Genomic DNA, 20,552 nt, shown 5'->3' with positions numbered 1-20,552 from the left:
TTATGTCAAAACTCGCTATTGCCGTATTAGTTATCGCCTCAAGTGTGCCTTCCTTTCGTCGTGCTGGCACAACCTTTACTGACGCCGGAAAAGCCTTCCCTGAAGATTACTTTACAGAAGAGCAGCTCAACGCTATTCACAAAGAGAAAAAGCTGTCTGTCCGTGAAGTGCAGTCCGATGCCATCCCAGAAGGCGTTGATACCTCACTTATCTCTGCCGCGCTCACCGCTGCCGCCACTGAAGAAAAGACGCAAGAAAAAAAGACTGCTTCGCAAACCGAACCTACCAAGTCGACGGGAACGAAAGCTACGGGTAAAGCAAGCACAACCAAAGACACGGGTGCTAGCGCCTAATTAGCGCTAGTCGGAGCATCACTATGGCGTATTGCACTACTGACAACTTAATTGACCGTTACGGAGCCGATGAACTGTTACGTCTTACTGACCGCGACAATAACGGCTTTATTGACGAGCAAGCAGTAAGTGCAGCCATAGAGGATGCCAGTGACTTGATTGATGGCTATTTGGGTGGGCGCTACACCCTACCCCTTAATGTTGTACCTAGCGTGCTAATTAAAATATGCGCTGACATCGCCAGGTTCAATATGTACGACCACACCGTTCCTGAAACCGTCGATAAGAACAACAAGGCGGCAATGGACTTTTTGAAGTCGGTGGGGAAAGGCGAAGTGCGGTTAGGTCTGTCAGATAGCAACGAGTCGCCCGCATCTGACGACCAGATACAAATTCAGAGTGAGACAGGCGTGTTTAGCCGTAGCAACTCCAAGGGGTTTATTTGATGCTGAATTTGGTTAAACCCCGCATCGCCAGTCTGTTCGACGAGGTTGGCACCGCCGCAAACGTGCGAAAAGCAATGAGCCAACCACTGCATCGCAATAGCGCCGCGTTTGTCGTGCCAGTCAGCAATCGCCCCATGACAAACAGCCGTGATGTCGATATGGGCCGTCCGCTGCAAGAGTTTATCGTGACGTTTGGTGTAGTCATTGGATTACGTGCCATTAACGACCCTACAGGCGAGCGAACGCTTGCAGAGCTTGAAAGCCTGCGCAATACACTGCGTGAAAGCCTGTTTGGTTGGAAACCTGATGATGAGCACGAACGCGTTATTTTGGGGAATGGCGACCTTATCGGTTTCACCAACGATGGCCTTTGGTGGATAGACAGATTTTCAACCAATACCTGGTACAGAGGAAATGCAACATGATCATAGTGACCAATGCCAGCGACAACGATATTACGCGCGCAGCAATAACGTTTAAGCCTGGTGAAAACAAGTTTAAAACGGGTGAGCTAAGCGACGGCAAACGCGCGCAAATTAGTGCACATCCAAAGCTAAAAGTCGTGGTTGTTGAAGACCGCTCAATTGAAACCAAAGCGCAGCCAAAAGCACAGGAGAAGAAATCATGAGTATTACTCCAGGGTTTAAGGAAAAGAAAAAGTTCATCTTACTCGCGCTTCGCAGAGACAGTGATACTTCAGGCACTGACTATATCGCTGCAGGTGCAATACCTAAAGCCATATTGACCACGGGCCTAAGCGTAAAGCCTTTAGAAACTGAACAAGTTAGTCGCGACCTTGACGACGGCAGGAACGGCGGACAACCCGTCATTCATACCAGTGAAATGATTAGTATCACAGCGCCTTTTGAGCTGGCTGGTTCTGGTACAGCATCTTCGCCTGCAGCTTGGTCATCTCTGGTTCAATTATCAGGTAAAGATGAACACACGGATGTGGCGACTGAGGTGTCACACAACCGTATTCAAAATGCATCTGAAGAGTTAGACGGTACGATCTATTTCTACTGGGAAGGGATGTATCACATCTTATTAGCAGGTAAAGCGAGTATTTCGTACGCAGGCAAAATTAATGAACGCTTCATGGGTACCGCCGAAATTAAAGGTGTTTATGGGGGCACGTTGGAAGGTACACCGCCTGAACCAGATTTCAGCGAGTTTTCAGATCCTTTGCCCATGTCCAATACCAACACGACATTTACGCTAGATGGTCAAGCACTCAACCTCTATGAATACGAGCTAAACGGCAATGAAGACGTTCAATACGATGAAGGAACTGAGCGTAAGCAGATTTTCATTAACGACTGGAACGAAGAGGGTAAATGGATAATCGAGACACCCACGCTGGGCACGTTCGACCCATTTGCTATACAGCTGTCTGGCGTGATCATCCCGTTCGAACTTACCCATGGCGCTAATGAGGGCCATGTTGTCGCTCAAAAGAGCACAGGGGTTCAGATTTTAACGGTCAGCCCTGCAGAGGTGAAAGGTAAACAGGCCTGGGATATTAGTTACCGCGTTATTCGTGGCAACGACAGCCAGCTCGTTACTCGTTAATACAACGTGCCCCGTAGGGCGTCAAAGACGCTGAGCAAAGGAGTCAGCGATTAGTTACGGCCAAGGACGGCAACTTATTCAAGGTAAAGACATGCCGTTCGTTTTAAAAGCCAAAAAAGAAATCTGGTGGCCAGTAACTATTCACGAAAGCGTTGATGGCGGTACCACCGAGCCTAGAGAGTGTTCTTCACTTTTTGAAATCCTTGAGCCTGAGGAATATGACACGTGGAAGACAAAACCGGATGTCGACTTTCTCTGCCGTGTGGTTAAGGACTTGGGCCGCGACGTTAAGTTCGAAGACGGAAGCATCGTTCCCTCCAGTGAAGAAAATAAGCAAAGGCTGTTTAAAAGCTTTGGCTACGTTCGCGCAGGCTATATCAGAGCCTATCACGAAGCGGCCACAGGGCATCTGGAAAAAAACTAGAGGGGGCAGCCCATTATTGGGTGAATGGGCACGGCCCCAAAAAAGATGAAGTAAGCGAGTTACGTGAGCAACTCGAAGCACTAGGCGCAAAGCCTGAATACATTAAAAAGCAAATTGATGCGATGTCACACCACTCAGACTTTGAAATATTTCGTGAAAACATGGCAGTCATTGCCTGGTTTAGCGAAGTAAGGCACCTACTCAAGTTTTGGGGTGGAAGATATCAAGGGTTAGATGTCAGCGCGGTTCAAGCTGACGCGCAAATGTCTGAAAGACAATTTTCACCCAAAGAGTATGTTCTGCTGAGAAAGCTAGCGACATTTATTTCAAACGAACTCAACGATAAGGCAGCATCCCTATGAGTGATATCGAAGTTGGCTTAAGACTTAAAGCAGACAACGATGGACTTGTGCGCGGTGTAAAGAAATCGCGAGACGAGATTGAGAAGTTTGGCAATGAAACCGAACAAGCTGGCCGTCAAGCATCACGTGCGTCCTCACAAATCGATTCTGTTGAACGCTCTATATCAAGCATCAAGACTACGACCCTTGGGCTTGGAGCATCGTTAGCGGGCGCATTTGCTCTTCGAGATATATCAAACTACGCAGACCAAGCAACACTTATAGAGAATAAGCTGCGAGACGTTTCTGAAAGCGCCGAGGCGCTAGAAGTAGCACAGAAAGCGCTACTACAGGTTGCCAACGAAACCAGAACTGAGTTCGCATCGTCCGTTGATTTGTATGCCACGTTACAGCGCAACGCGCGTTCATTGGTTGAAACCGACCAAGAGCTTGTAGACATAGTAAAAACGGTCAATCAGTCTTTTGCACTTAGCGGGACTGAGGCTGCAGCTGCAAACGCGGCTATCGTCCAGTTGAGCCAGGGCTTGGCTTCGGGAACGTTACGAGGCGACGAGTTTAACTCAGTTGCTGAGCAAGCCCCTGAAATACTCAATGCTGTTGCTAAGTATCTGAAAGTGACAAAAGGTGAGCTTCGGAAAATGGCTGCTGAGGGGCAAATTACTGCTCGTATTGTCGTTGAATCTTTAGCATCTGCTGCGGATGAAATTGATACCAGATTTTCAAAAGCCACAGCCACAATTGAGCAAAGTTTAACGGTAGCCAAAAATAACCTTACCGCGTTTATCGGAGAGCAAGACGAGGCGCTTGGCGTTTCTGAATCTCTCACCGCCGCAATCACTACGCTTGGAAACAACATAGAAACCGTTGCAGATATCCTTGTAGCTGCCTCAATTGTTGTCGGAGGGCGCTACGCAGGGGCGCTCACTAGTGCTGCGATTGCGAAAGGTGTACTCATTAGACAAGCACTCATAGCAACCCCTGCAGTTACTGGGCTTAGTGCATCATTAGGGGTTCAGGCTAGCAGAGCAACAGCTTCTACCATCGCCACTAATGCGTTAGCGCTAAGTATGCGAAGTCTCAACAGCGCTTTACTTTTACTGGGTGGGCCTGCTGGTATAGCAATAGCTGCAGGCGCTGCTCTTCTTTACTACACCAGCAAGCAAGATGACGCACAAGTAGCGACTAGCGAGCATAGCGAGAAAGTAGCAACGCTGGTGAGTCGTTTTAAAGAGCTCAATAAAGTTCAGCGTCAAGGCGAAATAGACAAACTGAATGTTAAAGAGACGCAGCAAAAAGAAAAACTGCTTGCTCTTCAAAAAGCATATTCAGATGAGCAAGAAAGACAGGCTGCAGCCAATAGAAACGCAGCACCTGCAACTAATCAGTTTTCAGGTATCAGCCAAGCAGTAAGTAATTCTAACGCCCTAGGAAGTATCTCTACAGAGATTGAGGCGCTTAAGAACGACTTGGTAGAGACGCAATCACTCAAAGAAAAGTTACTGAGTGTTGATGACGCGGCTAAACAAGAAGAGCGCCTTACCGCCAAATCACGTTCTGAAGGCGTCAAGCGATTAGAAGATTCAATTGCCGCATATGAAAAGGATACGGACAACTACAGCCGTCAATTGCAAGTAAAGCAACAAGTGCTGGCTGGCAATCTGACTGCCGAAGAGGCCGCAATCTACGAATCAATGTGGCGAACTGAAGACGCCATGAATGAGCAGTATACCCGCCTTAAAGAGCAAATATCCGATTTTTATGACAGTGAAATTCAAAAAGCGACAGGAAATAAGGAGCTTATTACTCAACTGGAGCAAGAAAAAGCTGACAAAATGTTGGAGATAAAGCGCAACCAGCAAGAAAACGAACGTCTTCTCCAGGAGCAATTTCAGCTTGATATGTCCCAAACCAATCAAACGTTTTGGGAAAAGATGCAAGGTCATATTGAGCGGACAACAGAAAATTTTGATGCCATGTGGGGCAATACTTTTGATCGTTTCGCATCGGGTATTGGCGACGCAACTGCGACGGCACTGTTTGAGCAACAAAGCTTTGGCGATGCTATGAAGAGCATTGCAAAAGGTGCACTTCAATCAATGATTTCGGGCTTAGTCGAACTGGGCGTTAAAAAGCTAGCTCTATATGCCATCGAGGAAGGCATACAAAAGACAGGTGCAGCGTCGAGCGTAGCTACTGCAGCAGTAACGGGAACGGCGCTAGCTTCAGCTTACGCGCCTGCTGCCGCATTTGCCTCACTCGCATCCTTTGGCGCTAACTCTGCGCCAGCCATGACAGGTATGACAGCGACAGTGGGACTAGCTGAAAGCCTTTCGATTCTCGGAATTGCTCACGATGGTATTGGCCGCGTTCCCGCTTCTCACGAAGGGACATGGCTACTTCGCAAAGACGAGATGGTTCTTAACCCCGCTCAAGCGGACAACTTTGGGCACATGGTCGATGCAGCGCGAGGCATGAAACAAGGCAGCCAAGGCAATACAACCTTTCAAGCGACATTCAACATAGACGCAACAAATGCGGTACCAGGCATGGAAGAAAAAATACGCGAGAGCGTGGAAATGGCGCAGCTGCAGTGGCAAGCCCAGCTGCGAGAAGACTTTTCTAGTGGTGGCGAATTATCGCAAAGCTTAAGTGGGACGATGGCCGCATGAATGAGATTTTTGATTTCCCTCAACTTCCCGTTAGCCGTTGCCTGTTTGTTCCTCAGTTCAATACCAAAATGAACAGAAGTTCATTTAATGGATTTGAGCATATTGTAGAGAACCCAGGCGAGCGATGGATTGTTTCCTACAAGTTTTCAGTGCTGACATTTGAAGAATGTAAGGTGCTGAAGGCGCACTTGGCTCACTTGCGCGGCCCTGTTAATAAAACGCGTTTGTACGACACAACCTTTAATCAACAAAGCGGATTGTGGGCAGGCGTTCCTAGAGTAAATGGTGCAGGCCAGTACGGCATGATGTTAAACGCCGATGGGTTTGTACCGAACCTTTTGGTCGCAAGTGCAATGGACCGCTGTGTGATTGGCGAGCAGCTGCTTGAGATTAGGCAAGACTGCTATGCCGATGAGTTTGGTCGCACCACGCTTTACTTTACAAACGAATTACGCGAGCCCGCCGCAGACAACAGTGTTATCCAAAGCGATGTCTCTTCGCTTAAAACCATCGCGCGATGGATTAAACCAGAACAAATACAGCAGCTGTCTGGCAACCGCCGTTTGTACCGCAATATTACGCTTGATTTTGAAGAGGCATTTACATGATTGAGAGCGCTATTTCACCCACTATGTTAGAAGCCGCGCAAGCCAGCCCGTCGCGCTTGCTCGCCTTTGCAGAATTAAACTTTAAGTCTGGCTGGGTACGAGTTCACACAGGTGTGGGCACCCGCGTATATAACGAGCAAACCTATCTAGGCATAGGCGAGCTTGGCAGCATCGGCAGAGTTAGAGAGAACGCGAGCCAAAATGGCAACAGAACCACGCTTTCACTTGTTGTGCGTGACCCATCGTTACTCAGTGAAGTCATGAACGAAGACCCCAACGGCCGCGAATGTTTCATCCATTTAGTGGCGTTCGATGAGAACCGCCAAATAACAGAAGGCGCTGACTATTTTATCGATGCAGAAATGGTTGACCTAAAAGTTATCACAGGTAAACGCGCAGCGAACAAACCTGCGGTTATCAAAATTACGATTAACGACTGGTTCGAGCGATGGGCTCAACCTGTCGAAGTGGTAAAAACCACCGACGCAGCGCAACAAGAACTTCACCCGGGGGACCGATTTTTTGACCTTGTGGAAGTGATCGCAGGCTCCCCTCTTTCCAGCCTTCCAGTTAAGACAAATTACGGCGGTGGCGGTAGACGTTCAACGCGCGGTAGAAGCGGAGCCCACCAACGATGAGAAACAAGGATTGGCCAGAAAAGCTTGTCACTTACCTGCAAAAGAATTTAGACACCCCGTTTGAGTGGGGCACGTTTGATTGCTGCTTGTTCGCTGCAAATGCAGTTCACGCGATGACAGGAAAAGATTTTGCAGAGCCGTTTAGGGGTAAATACACCACTGAAAAAGGGGCAGCCAAGGCGTTAATTAAATATGGCAATGGCGATATTAAAAGTACGTTAAGTGCCATATTTGGTCCGCTTAAACCCCGTTTAAACGCAGGTCGCGGTGACTTGGTGCTTGTTGAAACCGACACGGGTGATGCCTTAGGGGTTGTTGCTAGCGGTAAAATTTGGGTGGCGACACTAAATGGCCTTGCCACTATGCCATTAAATCGCGCGTTAGGTTGTTGGAGTGTGCCATGCCACCAGTAGCTGTCGGCGTTGCATTAGGGTTGGGAGCCGCAGCGGTAGGCGCTTCGGTTACGGTTTTAGGTGTTGGTCTTTCAGCTGCACTAAGTGCAGTAGCAATTGGCGTTGGCGGAGCTGCAGTAACGCATTTTCTGGGTGATGCCCTTACACCCGACATGGGCGACTATGCATCTGACCCTGCCACTGACCAGTCGTTAAATACCAACGCTAACGATGTAAGAAAAATAGTGTATGGCGAGGCCCTAGTTGGCGGCAAAATCGTCGGCTATGCCAAGCCCACTATCGGTGGTGATGACTACCACATAATGGTGCTTCACCTTGTTGGCCATCCGTGTGAGAGCGTAGATATTTATGAAATAGAGGGGAAAACCAAGAGTGAGCTTTCAGGTTTAGTTTCCAGCCGAATCTATTTAGGCGACCAAACCACAGTGTGCCCACTTGCTAACCAATATATCAGTGGGTGGACATCGGAACATATAGGCGTAAACCAAACCTATGTGACGTTAAAAATCAAAGTTGATGATGAAGCGTTCCCGAGCGGGCTAAACGAAATTAAATTCGTTGTTCGTGGCCACAAGGTTTACGACCCCAGAAAAGACACGACGCAAGGTGGTGATGGTGAGCACCGTTTCGATGATGAATCAACATGGGAGTGGTCAAGCAACCCATCGCTATGTAGTTACGACTGCTTACGCCGTTACGGCGCAAAGCCCGTTCCTCGTCGACGCCTTCCTATGGACTTTATTGCTGTTACCGCCAACTACTGTGACGAACAAGCTATCTACAGAGACGCAGAGGGCAATGAGCAAACAGGAACGCGCTTTGAGGTTAACGGTGTTTTAAACAATGGTATGCGTCAAGCCGACATGCTCAACCAGGTAATGGCGTGCATGGGTGGAAGACCTTATCGTGTAGGTGGTGTCGTTTACCTAAAACCCGCTATGTATGCTGGCCCAGCAACAATAGTCATTGACGTAGATAACAACTCAATGACGTTTCCAGAGTACCGTCCTCATCGCCCTTACAAAGAAAAAATCAATACGGTTAAAACCGAGTATGTTAGCCCAAATCACAAGTGGCAAATGACCAATGCCCCTGTGGTAAAGAGCGCCGAGTACCGCGAAAACGACGGTGCTTACTTAGAGTCAAACCTGCGCTTCACGCTAATAACCCGCGACCATCAAGCGCAGCGAATAGGCAAGCTAGCAATGGAACGTAGCCGCGCGGGTTTTATGGCTACACACATTGTCCCGGGTGTTAGGCTAGATATCATTCCTGGTACATGTATAAAGTTTGTTGATGTCGAAACAGGCGTGAGTAAAGAATTTACCGTTGAAGACAGAGACTTTGATACTGAAAAACATCAGACCAAACTGCAGCTAATAGAAGATGGCCCGCAGATTTACCCTGACAGCTTTGAAGCTGCTGAAGGCGACTTAACGCCAAACACATCTTTGCCAGATGCTACCGTTGTCCAGGCTCCTGAAAATTTACAGTGGACAACCACCCCAAATGACAGCTGGCGACAAGGTGTTTTAACGTGGGACCATCCATCGCCGGCTAACGTGATCAGCTATGTTGTTTCAGTCAGCAACAAAGACAGCCAAACACCCGAGACTCAACTAACATTTACGCCTGCAAACAGAGCTCAGAGCTTGGCGCACTTGCCTGTTGGAGATTATACCGTAGCAGTATCTGCACGAAACCGATTTAGAACCAGTCTAGGCATCGGACGAGACATTACTATTGGAGTACCGTCGACGCCCACGCAAGGTGTAGTAGTAAATGTGTTGCCTGGTCGCATTGTAATTAACGGCCCTACTCTTCCCCATAACAACGCAACATATGAATGGAAGTACTCCTATGATGGCGATGAGCAGGAACATTTCGATAGCGCCATTTATATGGGCAAAGGCGACACCGTTACTATTACAAATACCCCTCACGACGGCATTATCTATGTTTGGTATCGACTTGTTGATGGCGACCAAGTAGACCCGAATTGGCTAAGCTTCAGTGTTGCTGATTTGATAGGTACGACGTTCGACAGAGTAGACCCAGAAATCATATCTCGAATTCAATGGCCAGGCTTACCAGCGGCGCTGGGTGATCATATTGAGGCCATCACAAATGATGTGTCTCATTGGAGCACACAAACCAGTGAGCAAGGGAATCAATACCAGCAGCTAATTTACAACCTGACTGAAGCGGTAAGTGCTAACCAGATAAACAGCACAGAGATAATCGGACTTAAACAAAAAGTAGGTACCAAAACCGTCGCTGCACAATTTACTGAGTTCAAGCAGGTGAATATCGGTTATGAAGATGAAAACGGCGAGTGGGTAGTGGGTGCGCCCCTAGTTCGCGCATTCGACGAAGTAAAGGTCGTCAACAAAGATGGTGACGAACTCTCAGTCATCAACTTCATGCAAGCTCTTGAGACTCAACTAGGCGAATTGGGCGGCACTTATTACCTTGGCGTTGTAGATGAAAACGAAAATTTCACCGGGCTAAGTATCCAGGGCGGTAATGGCGACAGTGACATACTGCTTTACATGGATAACCTTCGCTTTGCGAGCACTGCAGGTGAAGTGTTCTTCTGGTTAAACACAATAAGCGGGCGACTTGAAATAGGTGCTAACACTGAATTTAAAGGCACACTGCGAGCTGCCAGAGAAGTAACTATCCGAGAACACTTTATGCGCGTTCAGGATTATGACGGATTCGGCCCTGACAATTTAGTTATATGGAAGGGTGAGCCTATCCTTGATGCGCTGGGTGAGCCCGATTACAACCAGCTTCGAAAATCTAACGGCAAATTCGGTTGGGAAGACATCTTTGCTAACCAATATGTGGGCGGCTCATTAACGACAGGCGAACTGTTAAACGGTGGTGATACTACCCTTCTTACAGAAAACCCGTCTGTAGTCGTCGGTCCGTTCACAACGAATGGAAACCCTAAGCAAGTGAGCTATGGCATTAGCTGGCGTGGCTTCAGTCAAGAGGATGGCTATTGCCCAACGGGTGAAACCTTTGTTCCGAGTTGCACCATTATTCTAGAACGCGCCTTAGGTAATGGTGGATGGGCACAGGTCCAGTCGCATGAAGTTACTGGCGAACTAACATACCGTGAGCTACATGAACCTGAATTATCTAATGACCCTAGCGGCCGAGTTTGTAATCGAACAGAAGTAACCAATTCTTCATTTACTTATACAGATACCAATACAAGCCTAGACACATTTTCATATCGAGTGCGAGTGGTGAATCAGCAGCGGTATCACGTGATTCAATTCATCCTGACGCAAAACCTTAACCTTATAAGCGCGGAGGAACGCCCTCAATGAGCGCAGTGAGAGAGTTTCCAAGCGTTACGCTTACAAACAACAGCAATCTGGTACAGATAAACACGAATGATTCTAACTTTTCGGTGGTGCCTGGAAGCGTAATTGTTGTAGCTGGTGACAGACCTCGGGTTGTGACAAGCGGCGATACAGTGAATCGCACCTTAACGCTATCTATTGCTTACATTGGCGATGATATTGTAGAGAAAAGCGCGGCGCTCATACCACTTGGACAGAACGATGCCTTATTGTCCGCTATAACTTCACTAACACAAGCGCAGAACGGACTAGCTGAAGCATATGGTGACGGTCCTGGTACCGTAGGTGAAATTAGCTTTTCAATGATTATCGATCCCCCTGTGACCGCTACACAGTGGCCCACTTGGGCGCAAGTGCAAGGTGATATAGTTGAAGTGTTGCCAGAAACGGCGACGCGCTTTCCTACCTTCCCTGAGGTTGGCGGCAAAATTTCGGTTGAGCAGCTGCCCGATGATATCGACACGGACAATAAGCGCACTCAGGCGCTGAGTCTGCCTGTACGACAAAACCAAAGTCTTACTCATCTTCTAAGTGACTATCCGACGCTAAAAAAGACAGTGGATATTCCCACATATTCACCTAACAACAAGCGTGAAATGCTGTTTGATGATGTGCGCCAAGTGGCGTATGTGGCATTAACTGAAGAGTGGCTGCCTATTCCTAACATCATCGCTACTCGCGAATTCTTATTAACCACGGCGAACAATCGTGTCTATTTCAATAATGCTTACACAGGCAACCTAACGCTGCGAGTTTACCCTATGGGTAGTGGTGGGAGTGGACTGCCGGACAGTCCTAGCTTGGCTAACTTTGAGTGGCACACAGTGACCACGGCAGTCAGTAATTTAGGGCAATTCGGGAGTAGCTTTATTGGCTTAATTGATTTCATTCAAACTGATGATGGCTATGAAACGCTATCTACCGCACGTAGCCACTTCAATTCAATTGATGCCTATTACGGTAACAGCAACGGTGATGCAACGGTAAACCAATTCAAACAGTTCTCGCTTCGCCAAGATGGGTATTGGTATAGCAGTGATGTTATGCCCGAAAACCCTAATTCAATGGGCGGTAGCTGGTCACAAGATGTAAATGACAAAAAGCTTTTCACCGTTACCAATGCTGAAAGCGGTAGCGATGCGCTGCGCCCCTTTAGCGACACGTGGGATGATTTTGAATTTGAGATAGTTATTGTCACGGATATTACTCAACCAATGGCGCTCACCCTCAGCAACAGTGAGGCGTCATCTACCCCCTTTGCAGGAACTTACCGATTTATCACACGACAAGATCGTCTTTATTTTAAAAGGCGCGCTGCGCATTCACCTATAACAGGTTCGGTACGAGTTGAGTCACTACGTTTGCGAGTAAAGCATTATGAATAGGCTGTTTGATACAAATTTACTCAATGATGCAGGGTGGACCGAAGGGGAAGAATGGGTGGATTGTAATCCCGCACAAGATTTTAATGAGGTTTATCACCGCATTTATGGCGCCAGTGAAGAAGATGATATCCCCAATTATCGGATAGACCCGGGGGATAACTTTTACATCGGCGCAAACAAAAACGTTATTCGTGACTGGACGCCCGTTAAATCCCCTTGGAAGCTTAATTTAGATGGAAAAGAGGGTGGGCTTTACACGTTATATTTTGGGGTGCAAAAAGGCGTTGCCGACATAGATACAACGCTAGAGAATCATGCGCCCTACATCATTAAACATCAGAACACACTGTTCGAAATAAGCGCCGATTATCACCGTATTTTGGGGCTTAAAATCAAGGACTCTGCCACAGCCATTAAATTAACAGGTGAAGCCGAAGGTATCACTATTCAAAACGCGGTACTTATCAACACACCCTTAATAGATACGGGTGGTTACCGAATGCTTGGCTGGGTATTGCGAACGATAACGTTCATTGGCGTAGTCGCTAAAATGCTTAACATCCCCTTGGCTTCAAGCAATGTATCGCTTCAAGACATACATGCTACTGGCGAGGGTGATTGTGGTCTGAAGGTCGAGGAAGGCCACAGTAACGTAGAGGTAATTGCCCTCACTATTGACAACGAGTATCACCAATTTGATGAAGTTAAAGTGCTTTATCACGGTGTGGTGTTTGCGTCTGGCGGCACGGCAACGGTGCGCTACAACACTATTAATGGCTTTAGTGGGAATGCATTCATATTTAATTGCGTTGCCAATGTAAAAGGTCTGGTGTCAGACAAATGCGGTGCGGGTATCTATTTTGGAGAAGAGGCGAAAGCGCGTGATTGTATGATCACGTTTTTGCGTCAGATACAGGGCGATAGTTATGCCTACTTTTTTGCCAAGAACGGAGAGCTTAACAACTGTGGTTGCAATCTCGATGAAACAGGCGGTCTAGGTGTTGTCGTACTAAGCGAAGGTTCAACGGTAGCGGTTAATGGTGGGGACTATCAACTTAAATTGCCATTGCCTTTCGTAACCGCGCTAGGCAATTCAACCATTGTGCTTAACAACGTCACTGTAAACGGTGTTTTGTATAACGAAACAATTGAAATGGCCAAAGGCGAAAGCTGGCGAGGAGAGAAAGCCAGTGTCGTGCTTGATTCAATGCCTGTGTATGCAAATAAGACGCTCTATCAGCCTTACAATCACATCCCTCAAATGGCGAACGCGGTATCTGTTCAGGGCAGTGAAAGGCCGTTTGATGAAGTGATAACGCTGCCTAGTGGGGCTAAGCTAGCCTGCACCCGTTCTGGCTCGGTAAGGTACAACCCCGCAGAGACATGGCTACACTTAGATCCGGGCGAAACAGCAATTGACTATTTCAGGTATTCAACAGAGACCGAAATTTACACCCATCAATTTGAAATCAACGCCTCACCAGAAGTAGGGGCGAAAGTTGTTCAGCCTGATAGCTTTACGGGTAGCGGCTGGTCGAAAGACGGTGAAAGGTATTCCGCGAACAATATTAGCACTTCATTGAATGCTAACTATAACTTCGAACAAGGTGAAATTTATCAAATCTCATTAAAGCTTGAGGGGCGTACTTCTGGTGGTGTTTTACCTTCAATTGGGAGCGCACAAGGGCAATACAGCCATTACCTTGAAGGTACAGAAGTTTGGCTAATTCGTGCGCCAGCTAATGCTAGCTCGATTTCTATTTTAGGCCAAAGCTATTCAGGCAAGGTGTTGAACATATATGTGCGCAAACTACTAAGGGCAGAAACCCCAGCCGTTCCGCTGCTTGAATTTAGTCAAAGTGGCAATGAAATAAACCTTGAGTGGTACATTGAACCCGTAAAACGCCTCAAAGATGAAGCCGCTTCACGCGTTTATATAACAGGTGAGCTCGCTGAGAGCGTGAGAAACGGCTACTTCGACAATGACAGAGGTAATTACCTTTTCGAAAACGTGTATTCCAATGGCCGCAAAACCGCTATCAATTTACGAGGTGGGGGCAATTTAGATGTATATCGTCTAGAGGTTACCGGTGGCTACACAGGCGAATTTGAAAAGTGGCAAAATGCGATTTCGCCAGAAATGAATGACGGACCCTACTTTGAGAAAATCCAAGCGTGTTACGTCAAGGCTGACCTTTACTTAAATTCAAGTAACGGTGTTTACACGAGCCAATTCGGTAACAGTGACATTCTTGTCTTTAATGGATTGACGAACCCCGAAACTTTTGAAGCCGAAGCTTACGTATTAGGCATGAATGGCCGAAACGCTTCAGACGGCATTATTGATACTAAAAAGCGCACGGAAGTAAACCATTCAACTTTCTACGGCGCTTACCGTTCTCTGCGGGTTCACAATGTTGGTACGTCACTCGTTGCCAACTGCGATTTCACTCGATTGGATGGCACAAAAGAATGCATAGCCCCCACACACTCATATTGTTTCGTTGAATTATGGAACACGCATGCTGATGGCATTCGCTGTGTGACAACCGACCAAATGAAGTCGCAAGTAAATGCAGGTCACAATCGATTCAGCGATGTGGGTGTTATTCGCCTAGAGGCCGGAAGCGTTTCAGTTCTAAAAACTTATCCAACAATAAAAGACTATTGCCGTGTTGCTATGACAGACATGGAATTTGAAGTGTCGAGTAACAACGGTGTTAGCTGGTCACCTTTAGCCGTTCCTGATGTGGGGTTACCTGGTGTCATAGGGTGTTTTGAGCGTTCGCTTAGTTTTTCTTCAGGCACATACAAAGTCCGTTGTCGTTGCCTTAATGGTGCGCTAGTTGGCAACTGGTCTAATGAAATTACAATTACAGTATAGAGAGTTAAGAAATGGCAACTTTAAATTTTGACGGTGCAAATGGTAACTATGGCAATGGCTTCTTGCAGGCTGGTTCATGGATTTTAGAAGATGGAATTTTAAGAATAACGGGGTCTGCCCCAAGTGGCGATGCTCGTATTCTGTGGGAATCTGCAAGTAATGGTTCGTTGGCATTGCGCATCCTCGACCCCAAAACAAGCCCCTCTTATGCGGCGATTTTCTTCAGGGCTACAGACTTAAATAATGGCTTTCATTTTCTAAATCGCGCCCAAGATAACCGCCTTCGCCTTATCAAGGTTATTGATGGTGTAACCCAATCCCCCGACTTGTTGGATATAACACCTGCAGGAATTGGGGGCGCATCACCTAGAACTTTGGGCGTAGAGTTGGATGGAGACACAATTCGATGCTTCCAAAATGGTACGCAGGTCGGTGGAGATATAACCGACACGTTTAATAAAAATGCAACATTGCACGGTATTCGTACAGGTTCTGCAGATTATGACTTTGACTACATCACAATTCCTGACCCTGCAGTAGCGGCTAGTAAAACAATAACTTTCGATCTTGCAGAAGGGTTGGTTGGAGTAAGTAATGTTAATTATATTGTGACTCCTGCACCACTCGGACATTCAATAGCCAGCGGCACTCTCGATACGAGTGAAAACACCATCACCTTTGGTTTGGATGAGTTCCCAGAGTTAAATTCAGGAGATGCTCTGTTACTCATTGCTACGGATAAACAAGCCGCAAATGATGATACAGACATTATTGCGTGGTCTTCAGCGACTGTAACGGAGGCGTAATATGGCGAACTCAGCATTATGGCCACAGCGCCTAAGTTCATTTAATTATGTTGATAGTGGTGGCGCTATTCCTGATTTGCCTGCTCTACCTCTACCCCAGTTTGTCAGCGGGTTCAAAAGAAAGATAAACAAGATAGGTAAGTTGTTTGATAAGCCTGCCTCTATGGTTGATGACGAGGAGTTTTGGGCTCGTGTCTATAAAACCGTTTATATTCCTGGTTGGCCGAGTGAAATTTACCCGTTAATCATGTACTCATCTTCTGACCATAGTACAGGCAATGGCGGTATTTATGTTCGTGTATGGAGAAAAGCAGACGGGCCATTAACAGACGGGGCGGCGTGGCACGAATGGCAAAATGTATCAAATGAAACATGGTTCGATCACATAGTTCAGAAAACTAACCCTATCTACTACAAAGAGGTGCAGACGGAAACACCACAAATGATAGTAGATCAGGGATTGGTTTATTTATTTACTCACGATGGTGCTGTGAATGCCGGGAGTGAATACGGCGGTAATGTACAAGCAACCACATACGCCACAGGCTCAAACGGCATAGATTTTACTTATAAAGGTATCATCAATGCCTACAACCCTAAGCTTTTCTCAGGGAACGGCCATGGTGGTTACTTTGATGTAGGGCTAAACAAAAACCCTGCTATCCCTTTTAAATGGATTGCTAAACAGACTAAAGGCGGTGGTTTTGACAACCGTGGACCAAGTGTTCGCATAGTGGGTTCAAACACCCTAAGCGCTCGATACTGGACTGAAATTGCCGACGTAGGCCGAATGCAAGGTCAACTTAAACAGTACAGCCCTGCAGGAAAAGAAGACTGGATTTACATACCAGAAAACCCGCATAACCAAATTAAAGAAGGCGCGTACTGGAAAATTAAAGGCACTTTTAGACCCAACGTTGTAACTGGTGGTGTAGATGCGGGGGCGGTTCCGTGCGAATTTTTAGTTGATGACTACTTTAATTTTGTGTCAGAGCCTAATGTTATGGGCGAGCTTGGGGCCGCTGGCGAGTTCGATGATGATGAACTTCAAAACTTTCACGAACTTGAATATGAAGGTGTTGTGTATGGCTTTTATAAAGCCATGCAGAATGGCGCTTCAGTTAGCTCAATCGGTATTTGTACGGTTACCGAAGAAGCCGCTGACTGGGAAATTTTCAACCCTTTAAGTCAAAGGGCAGTGCAGCAATCCTATGCCTCTGATGGCGTTAATTTACCCACAGGGCTAGCGGTCACCCCCAGCCTATCAAACTACGATTTAGAAGGACTGAGCTGTGTATCGTTGTTGTTGAACATGGATGAATCTGAATCGTCCATAATCTCAACGCAAGGCATTACCCCTAAAGACCATGACATCATTGATGTAATGTTCAAGAACATCGGGAAAGACACGTCTGATGCGATGCTTGTTGAATTTGGTTTAACCGATAGTTTGACCGCGCCAACGGTTCAGTTTAACTATCGATGGAATCCTAGAGCGACAGCAACCACAAGTGCCGCACGCTCTGAGAAAATGGCTATAGACACGTTAGGTACATCAAGCGATGGTACTACGTTATCGCGTAACTATTTTGGGCAAAGTGGTGGGCGCAACTCAGACAAAGAACAAGATGAGTCTAGCCAGTCACGCCACAATGTTGGCTTGCGCCTTGTGCCCGCAACTGGTCAGTTGATCGTACTTGAAGGTGTAGCTGGGCAAGAAATTATTGATATAAGCGGGTTTGACTATAACAAGCCACTTTATGTCTTTATTAAAGCGAAGATTGACAGCTCATTAGGTGCTGACCCTGCAACGGCTGACGCTGCCGTTACATTTGAGAAAATAGACCTAATCACATATAGCGCTGACGCAGTAGCTGTGCCGCAAGCACCAAGCCTCGCGACGTCTAAAACCAGTGAGTCAATTGCTTTAAGCACTAACACCGTTCCTGGGGCTACGGGCTATAAATTCTTTTTAGATAACCAACAAAATGAAACAGGTTCATTTACAGGTTTAGAGCCAGAAACAACCTACACTGTTTATGCTCGTGCGTTTAATACTCTTGGCGATTCAGCGCCAAGTGCAATACAAACGGTTACTACAGATGAGGCAATACCAGTGAATCAACCCCCAACAGCAAACGCTGGCCCCGATCAATCGGTAGCTGCAGCAACGCAATTCACGCTCGATGGTACGGGTTCGCAAGATACCGACGGCACAATTTTAGAATGGCGCTGGACGCAAACCGCTGGTGATACAGTAACTCTTAACCTAGAAGACCCTGCACGCCCTACGGCAACGGCTCCAAGCAGAACAGCGGCGCAGCGCTTAACGTTTCAACTGGTCACTGTTGACGATGATGGTGCAGTTAGCTCCCCTTCCCTGGTTAACATTGACGTTGCTGCAGTAGTACAAAATGATGTACTCAACATTATCGATAAAATTTCATTTACGTTTGAATCAGATGGAATGATTACGGCATTTCCAGGGCGAGCAAATAGAGAAACATTCAGACTTAAGCCAAGTGATCCCACAGGCCTTGTTCTAGAAGACGGATGGTTCGATTTCGAAGCAAATGATGTAAGGAGAGTAGAAATTTCTATGCTCGAAACCACTGGCGTTAAAATCATATCTACTGATACGGATTCAATCACGAGAGAAAAAAGTAAACTGCACGCAAGAATGGGAGATATGCCAATCAAGTCATCAACAAAAGAATTCGAACCGACTGTCTCTGTTTTTGTAGGCGATGATGAGAGAGGTGTTGTTATGACTGCTCCAGGGCTATCAGGCGCACCCAAAGTAAAATACTACTCAACAACCGCAAGAACTGTTTAAACGGGATTTAAATATGCCTTATACAGTCGAGGTATTTAACCAAGTTGAAGTCGAAGAGTTCATCACTGGGTGGATTCTTCGGCTAACTTTCCCTGAAGGAACGTTTAAGTTCTATGCTCACTCACAAGGCGAGGACGACATTGTCATCTATATTGGTCACGGCACAGTCACAATGAAGATGAAACAAGCAGTAAGAGAATGGGCTACCAAGAGAGGTATTAAGCAGGTCAATTGGGGTAGAGAAAAGAAGATAAATAAAGCCGCTAAAGTCCAATAGTGTCGCCAAACTTCTCCGCGCTGTTCGCCAAACTTCTCCGGCGGCTACAGAAATTATTTCGAAAAAAAATGGGCACTTCAAATGAGGTGCCCACGTTCGCATAAATTTGGCGGAGAGAGAGGGATTCGAACCCTCGATACGCTATAAACGTATACACACTTTCCAGGCGTGCGCCTTCAGCCACTCAGCCATCTCTCCAAATTTTGTATCAAGAAGATTTCAACGACGAAAACCCTTGAGCGCGCGTATAGTAGGTAAAGCCGCGCGCTTAATCAAGGACTTGCTGGAAAATATTCAGCAAGTGCTTATAAAACGTGCGCTTATAGCCCGCCTTTCGCTTTTAACTCGGCTGAGAAGTTAAGCATGCGATCAAGTGGAATGAGTGCACCTTTACGCAATTCATCATCAACAAAGATTTCATGCCCATCAGTTTCGCCCGTTAAAGACGCCTTAATCGCTTCTAAGCCGTTCATTGCCATCCAAGGGCAGTGAGCACAGCTTTTACACGTAGCGCCGTTACCGCCCGTTGGAGCCTCTATAAACGTCTTCTCTGGAGTAAGTTGTTGCATCTTGTAAAAGATGCCTTTATCGGTAGCAACAATAAAGGTGTCGTTATCCATGGTTTGCGAGGCTTTTATTAGCTGACTGGTTGAGCCAACTGCATCTGCCATCTCTACCACACTTGCGGGTGATTCAGGGTGAACCAGAACTGCTGCGTTTGGATACAGTGCTTTCATGTCTGCTAGTTTCTGTGCAGAGAACTCGTCGTGAACGATACACTCGCCCTGCCACATTAGCATGTCGGCACCGGTTTGCTTGGCAATGTACGAGCCTAAGTGTCGGTCAGGGCCCCAAATGATTTTCTTGCCCTGGCTGTCTAAGTGCTCAACGATTTCAAGCGCGATGCTTGACGTTACTACCCAGTCAGCGCGCGCTTTTACTGCCGCTGATGTATTCGCGTAAACCACTACGGTGTGGTCGGGGTGCTGATCACAGAATTCGCTAAACTCTTTTACCGGGCAACCAATATCAAGCGAACACGTTGCTTCGAGTGTTGGCATTAGTACGGTTTTTTCAGGGCTAAGAATTTTTGCCGTTTCACCCATGAAGCGAACGCCAGCAACAATTAAGGTTTGTTCTTGTGCATCTCTTCCGAAGCGCGCCATTTCCAATGAGTCTGCCACGCAGCCACCAGTCTCTTCAGCGAGTGCCTGAATTTCATGGTCGGTGTAATAGTGTGCGACAAGCACAGCGTTACGGGCTTTAAGTAAAGCTTTGATCTCAGCCTTTAGTTCAGCTTTACGTTCTTCTGACAATGGCTGTGGTTTTGCTGGGAACGGGTACTCTACCTGATCCACTCGAAATGCTACTGACATTAACCTACATCTCTGTTGCGACAAGGGTGCGGATTATACCCAACTGTCATAAAAATTACACACTACCTAATCAACATAAGGGTAATTAAATAGTCGTAGTTATGCTTACCTGTTCTACTACAT

The 20,552-nt window shown here is 46.8% G+C and carries 18 protein-coding genes and 1 tRNA gene; 17 read left to right on the top strand and 2 right to left on the bottom strand.

Annotated features, from left to right (window positions below):
- The first annotated feature begins 2 nt into the window (after window positions 1–2).
- The 17 genes from MHN00_RS13990 to MHN00_RS13910 all read left to right on the top strand — a co-directional run bounded on the left by MHN00_RS13990 (window position 3) and on the right by MHN00_RS13910 (window position 19,053).
- Window positions 3–353, top strand: coding sequence for an HI1506-related protein (locus MHN00_RS13990; protein ID WP_239301508.1), 351 nt, complete (start codon window positions 3–5; stop codon window positions 351–353).
- A gap of 23 nt (window positions 354–376) precedes the next feature.
- Window positions 377–799 (top strand): phage protein Gp36 family protein, encoded by a 423-nt coding sequence (locus MHN00_RS13985; RefSeq protein WP_239301506.1) that lies wholly within the window; start codon window positions 377–379, stop codon window positions 797–799.
- Window positions 799–1,224: a hypothetical protein gene (locus MHN00_RS13980; RefSeq protein ID WP_014976438.1), complete on the top strand. Its 426-nt coding sequence runs from the start codon at window positions 799–801 to the stop codon at window positions 1,222–1,224. The genes MHN00_RS13985 and MHN00_RS13980 overlap by 1 nt, the downstream gene beginning before the upstream one ends.
- Window positions 1,221–1,427: a hypothetical protein gene (locus MHN00_RS13975; RefSeq protein ID WP_239301504.1), complete on the top strand. Its 207-nt coding sequence runs from the start codon at window positions 1,221–1,223 to the stop codon at window positions 1,425–1,427. The genes MHN00_RS13980 and MHN00_RS13975 overlap by 4 nt, the downstream gene beginning before the upstream one ends.
- On the top strand, window positions 1,424–2,371 hold the full coding sequence (locus tag MHN00_RS13970; RefSeq protein ID WP_239301502.1) for a hypothetical protein: 948 nt from the start codon (window positions 1,424–1,426) through the stop codon (window positions 2,369–2,371). Before MHN00_RS13975 ends, MHN00_RS13970 begins: the two co-directional genes overlap by 4 nt.
- A 91-nt stretch (window positions 2,372–2,462) precedes the next feature.
- Window positions 2,463–2,795, top strand: a complete 333-nt coding sequence (locus MHN00_RS13965; RefSeq protein WP_044446733.1) for a hypothetical protein — start codon at window positions 2,463–2,465, stop codon at window positions 2,793–2,795.
- A gap of 20 nt (window positions 2,796–2,815) precedes the next feature.
- Window positions 2,816–3,157, top strand: a complete 342-nt coding sequence (locus MHN00_RS13960) for a hypothetical protein (protein ID WP_239301500.1) — start codon at window positions 2,816–2,818, stop codon at window positions 3,155–3,157.
- Entirely contained in the window at window positions 3,154–5,826 is a 2,673-nt protein-coding gene (locus MHN00_RS13955) for a tape measure protein (RefSeq protein ID WP_239301498.1), read from the top strand. The genes MHN00_RS13960 and MHN00_RS13955 overlap by 4 nt, the downstream gene beginning before the upstream one ends.
- Complete coding sequence (locus tag MHN00_RS13950; protein WP_239301497.1) at window positions 5,823–6,434, top strand: hypothetical protein; 612 nt, start codon at window positions 5,823–5,825, stop codon at window positions 6,432–6,434. Before MHN00_RS13955 ends, MHN00_RS13950 begins: the two co-directional genes overlap by 4 nt.
- Complete coding sequence (locus MHN00_RS13945; RefSeq protein ID WP_239301496.1) at window positions 6,431–7,072, top strand: hypothetical protein; 642 nt, start codon at window positions 6,431–6,433, stop codon at window positions 7,070–7,072. Before MHN00_RS13950 ends, MHN00_RS13945 begins: the two co-directional genes overlap by 4 nt.
- A complete protein-coding gene (locus MHN00_RS13940) occupies window positions 7,069–7,485 on the top strand; it encodes a hypothetical protein (RefSeq protein ID WP_239301495.1) in 417 nt (138 codons plus the stop codon). Before MHN00_RS13945 ends, MHN00_RS13940 begins: the two co-directional genes overlap by 4 nt.
- The gene (locus MHN00_RS13935) at window positions 7,473–10,829 is read left to right on the top strand and encodes a fibronectin type III domain-containing protein (RefSeq protein WP_239301494.1); all 3,357 of its coding nucleotides are present in this window, start codon (window positions 7,473–7,475) and stop codon (window positions 10,827–10,829) included. Before MHN00_RS13940 ends, MHN00_RS13935 begins: the two co-directional genes overlap by 13 nt.
- The gene (locus MHN00_RS13930) at window positions 10,826–12,250 is read left to right on the top strand and encodes a hypothetical protein (RefSeq protein ID WP_239301493.1); all 1,425 of its coding nucleotides are present in this window, start codon (window positions 10,826–10,828) and stop codon (window positions 12,248–12,250) included. Before MHN00_RS13935 ends, MHN00_RS13930 begins: the two co-directional genes overlap by 4 nt.
- Complete coding sequence (locus tag MHN00_RS13925) at window positions 12,243–15,134, top strand: hypothetical protein (RefSeq protein WP_239301492.1); 2,892 nt, start codon at window positions 12,243–12,245, stop codon at window positions 15,132–15,134. Before MHN00_RS13930 ends, MHN00_RS13925 begins: the two co-directional genes overlap by 8 nt.
- Window positions 15,135–15,145: 11 nt before the next feature.
- Entirely contained in the window at window positions 15,146–15,940 is a 795-nt protein-coding gene (locus tag MHN00_RS13920; RefSeq protein WP_239301491.1) for a hypothetical protein, read from the top strand.
- 1 nt (window position 15,941) lies between these two features.
- A complete protein-coding gene (locus MHN00_RS13915) occupies window positions 15,942–18,776 on the top strand; it encodes a PKD domain-containing protein (protein ID WP_239301490.1) in 2,835 nt (944 codons plus the stop codon).
- Window positions 18,777–18,789: 13 nt separating this feature from the next.
- Window positions 18,790–19,053 (top strand): hypothetical protein, encoded by a 264-nt coding sequence (locus tag MHN00_RS13910; protein WP_239301489.1) that lies wholly within the window; start codon window positions 18,790–18,792, stop codon window positions 19,051–19,053.
- Window positions 19,054–19,160: 107 nt separating this feature from the next.
- Here the strand turns inward: MHN00_RS13910 and MHN00_RS13905 are convergent.
- Together MHN00_RS13905 and nadA are read right to left on the bottom strand one after the other, a co-directional pair.
- A tRNA-Ser gene (locus MHN00_RS13905) sits at window positions 19,161–19,251 on the bottom strand.
- Between the two features lie 122 nt (window positions 19,252–19,373).
- Window positions 19,374–20,429 (bottom strand): quinolinate synthase NadA, encoded by a 1,056-nt coding sequence (gene nadA, locus MHN00_RS13900; protein WP_239301487.1) that lies wholly within the window; start codon window positions 20,427–20,429, stop codon window positions 19,374–19,376.
- Window positions 20,430–20,552 lie beyond the last annotated feature (123 nt).

Origin of the sequence: Alteromonas sp. Cnat2-8 (genome assembly GCF_022348355.1) — a bacterium.
In the GTDB taxonomy this organism is placed as follows: domain Bacteria; phylum Pseudomonadota; class Gammaproteobacteria; order Enterobacterales; family Alteromonadaceae; genus Alteromonas; species Alteromonas macleodii.
Note: the sequence above shows the minus strand (reverse complement) of the source record. Positions and strands in the feature narration are given on the sequence as shown.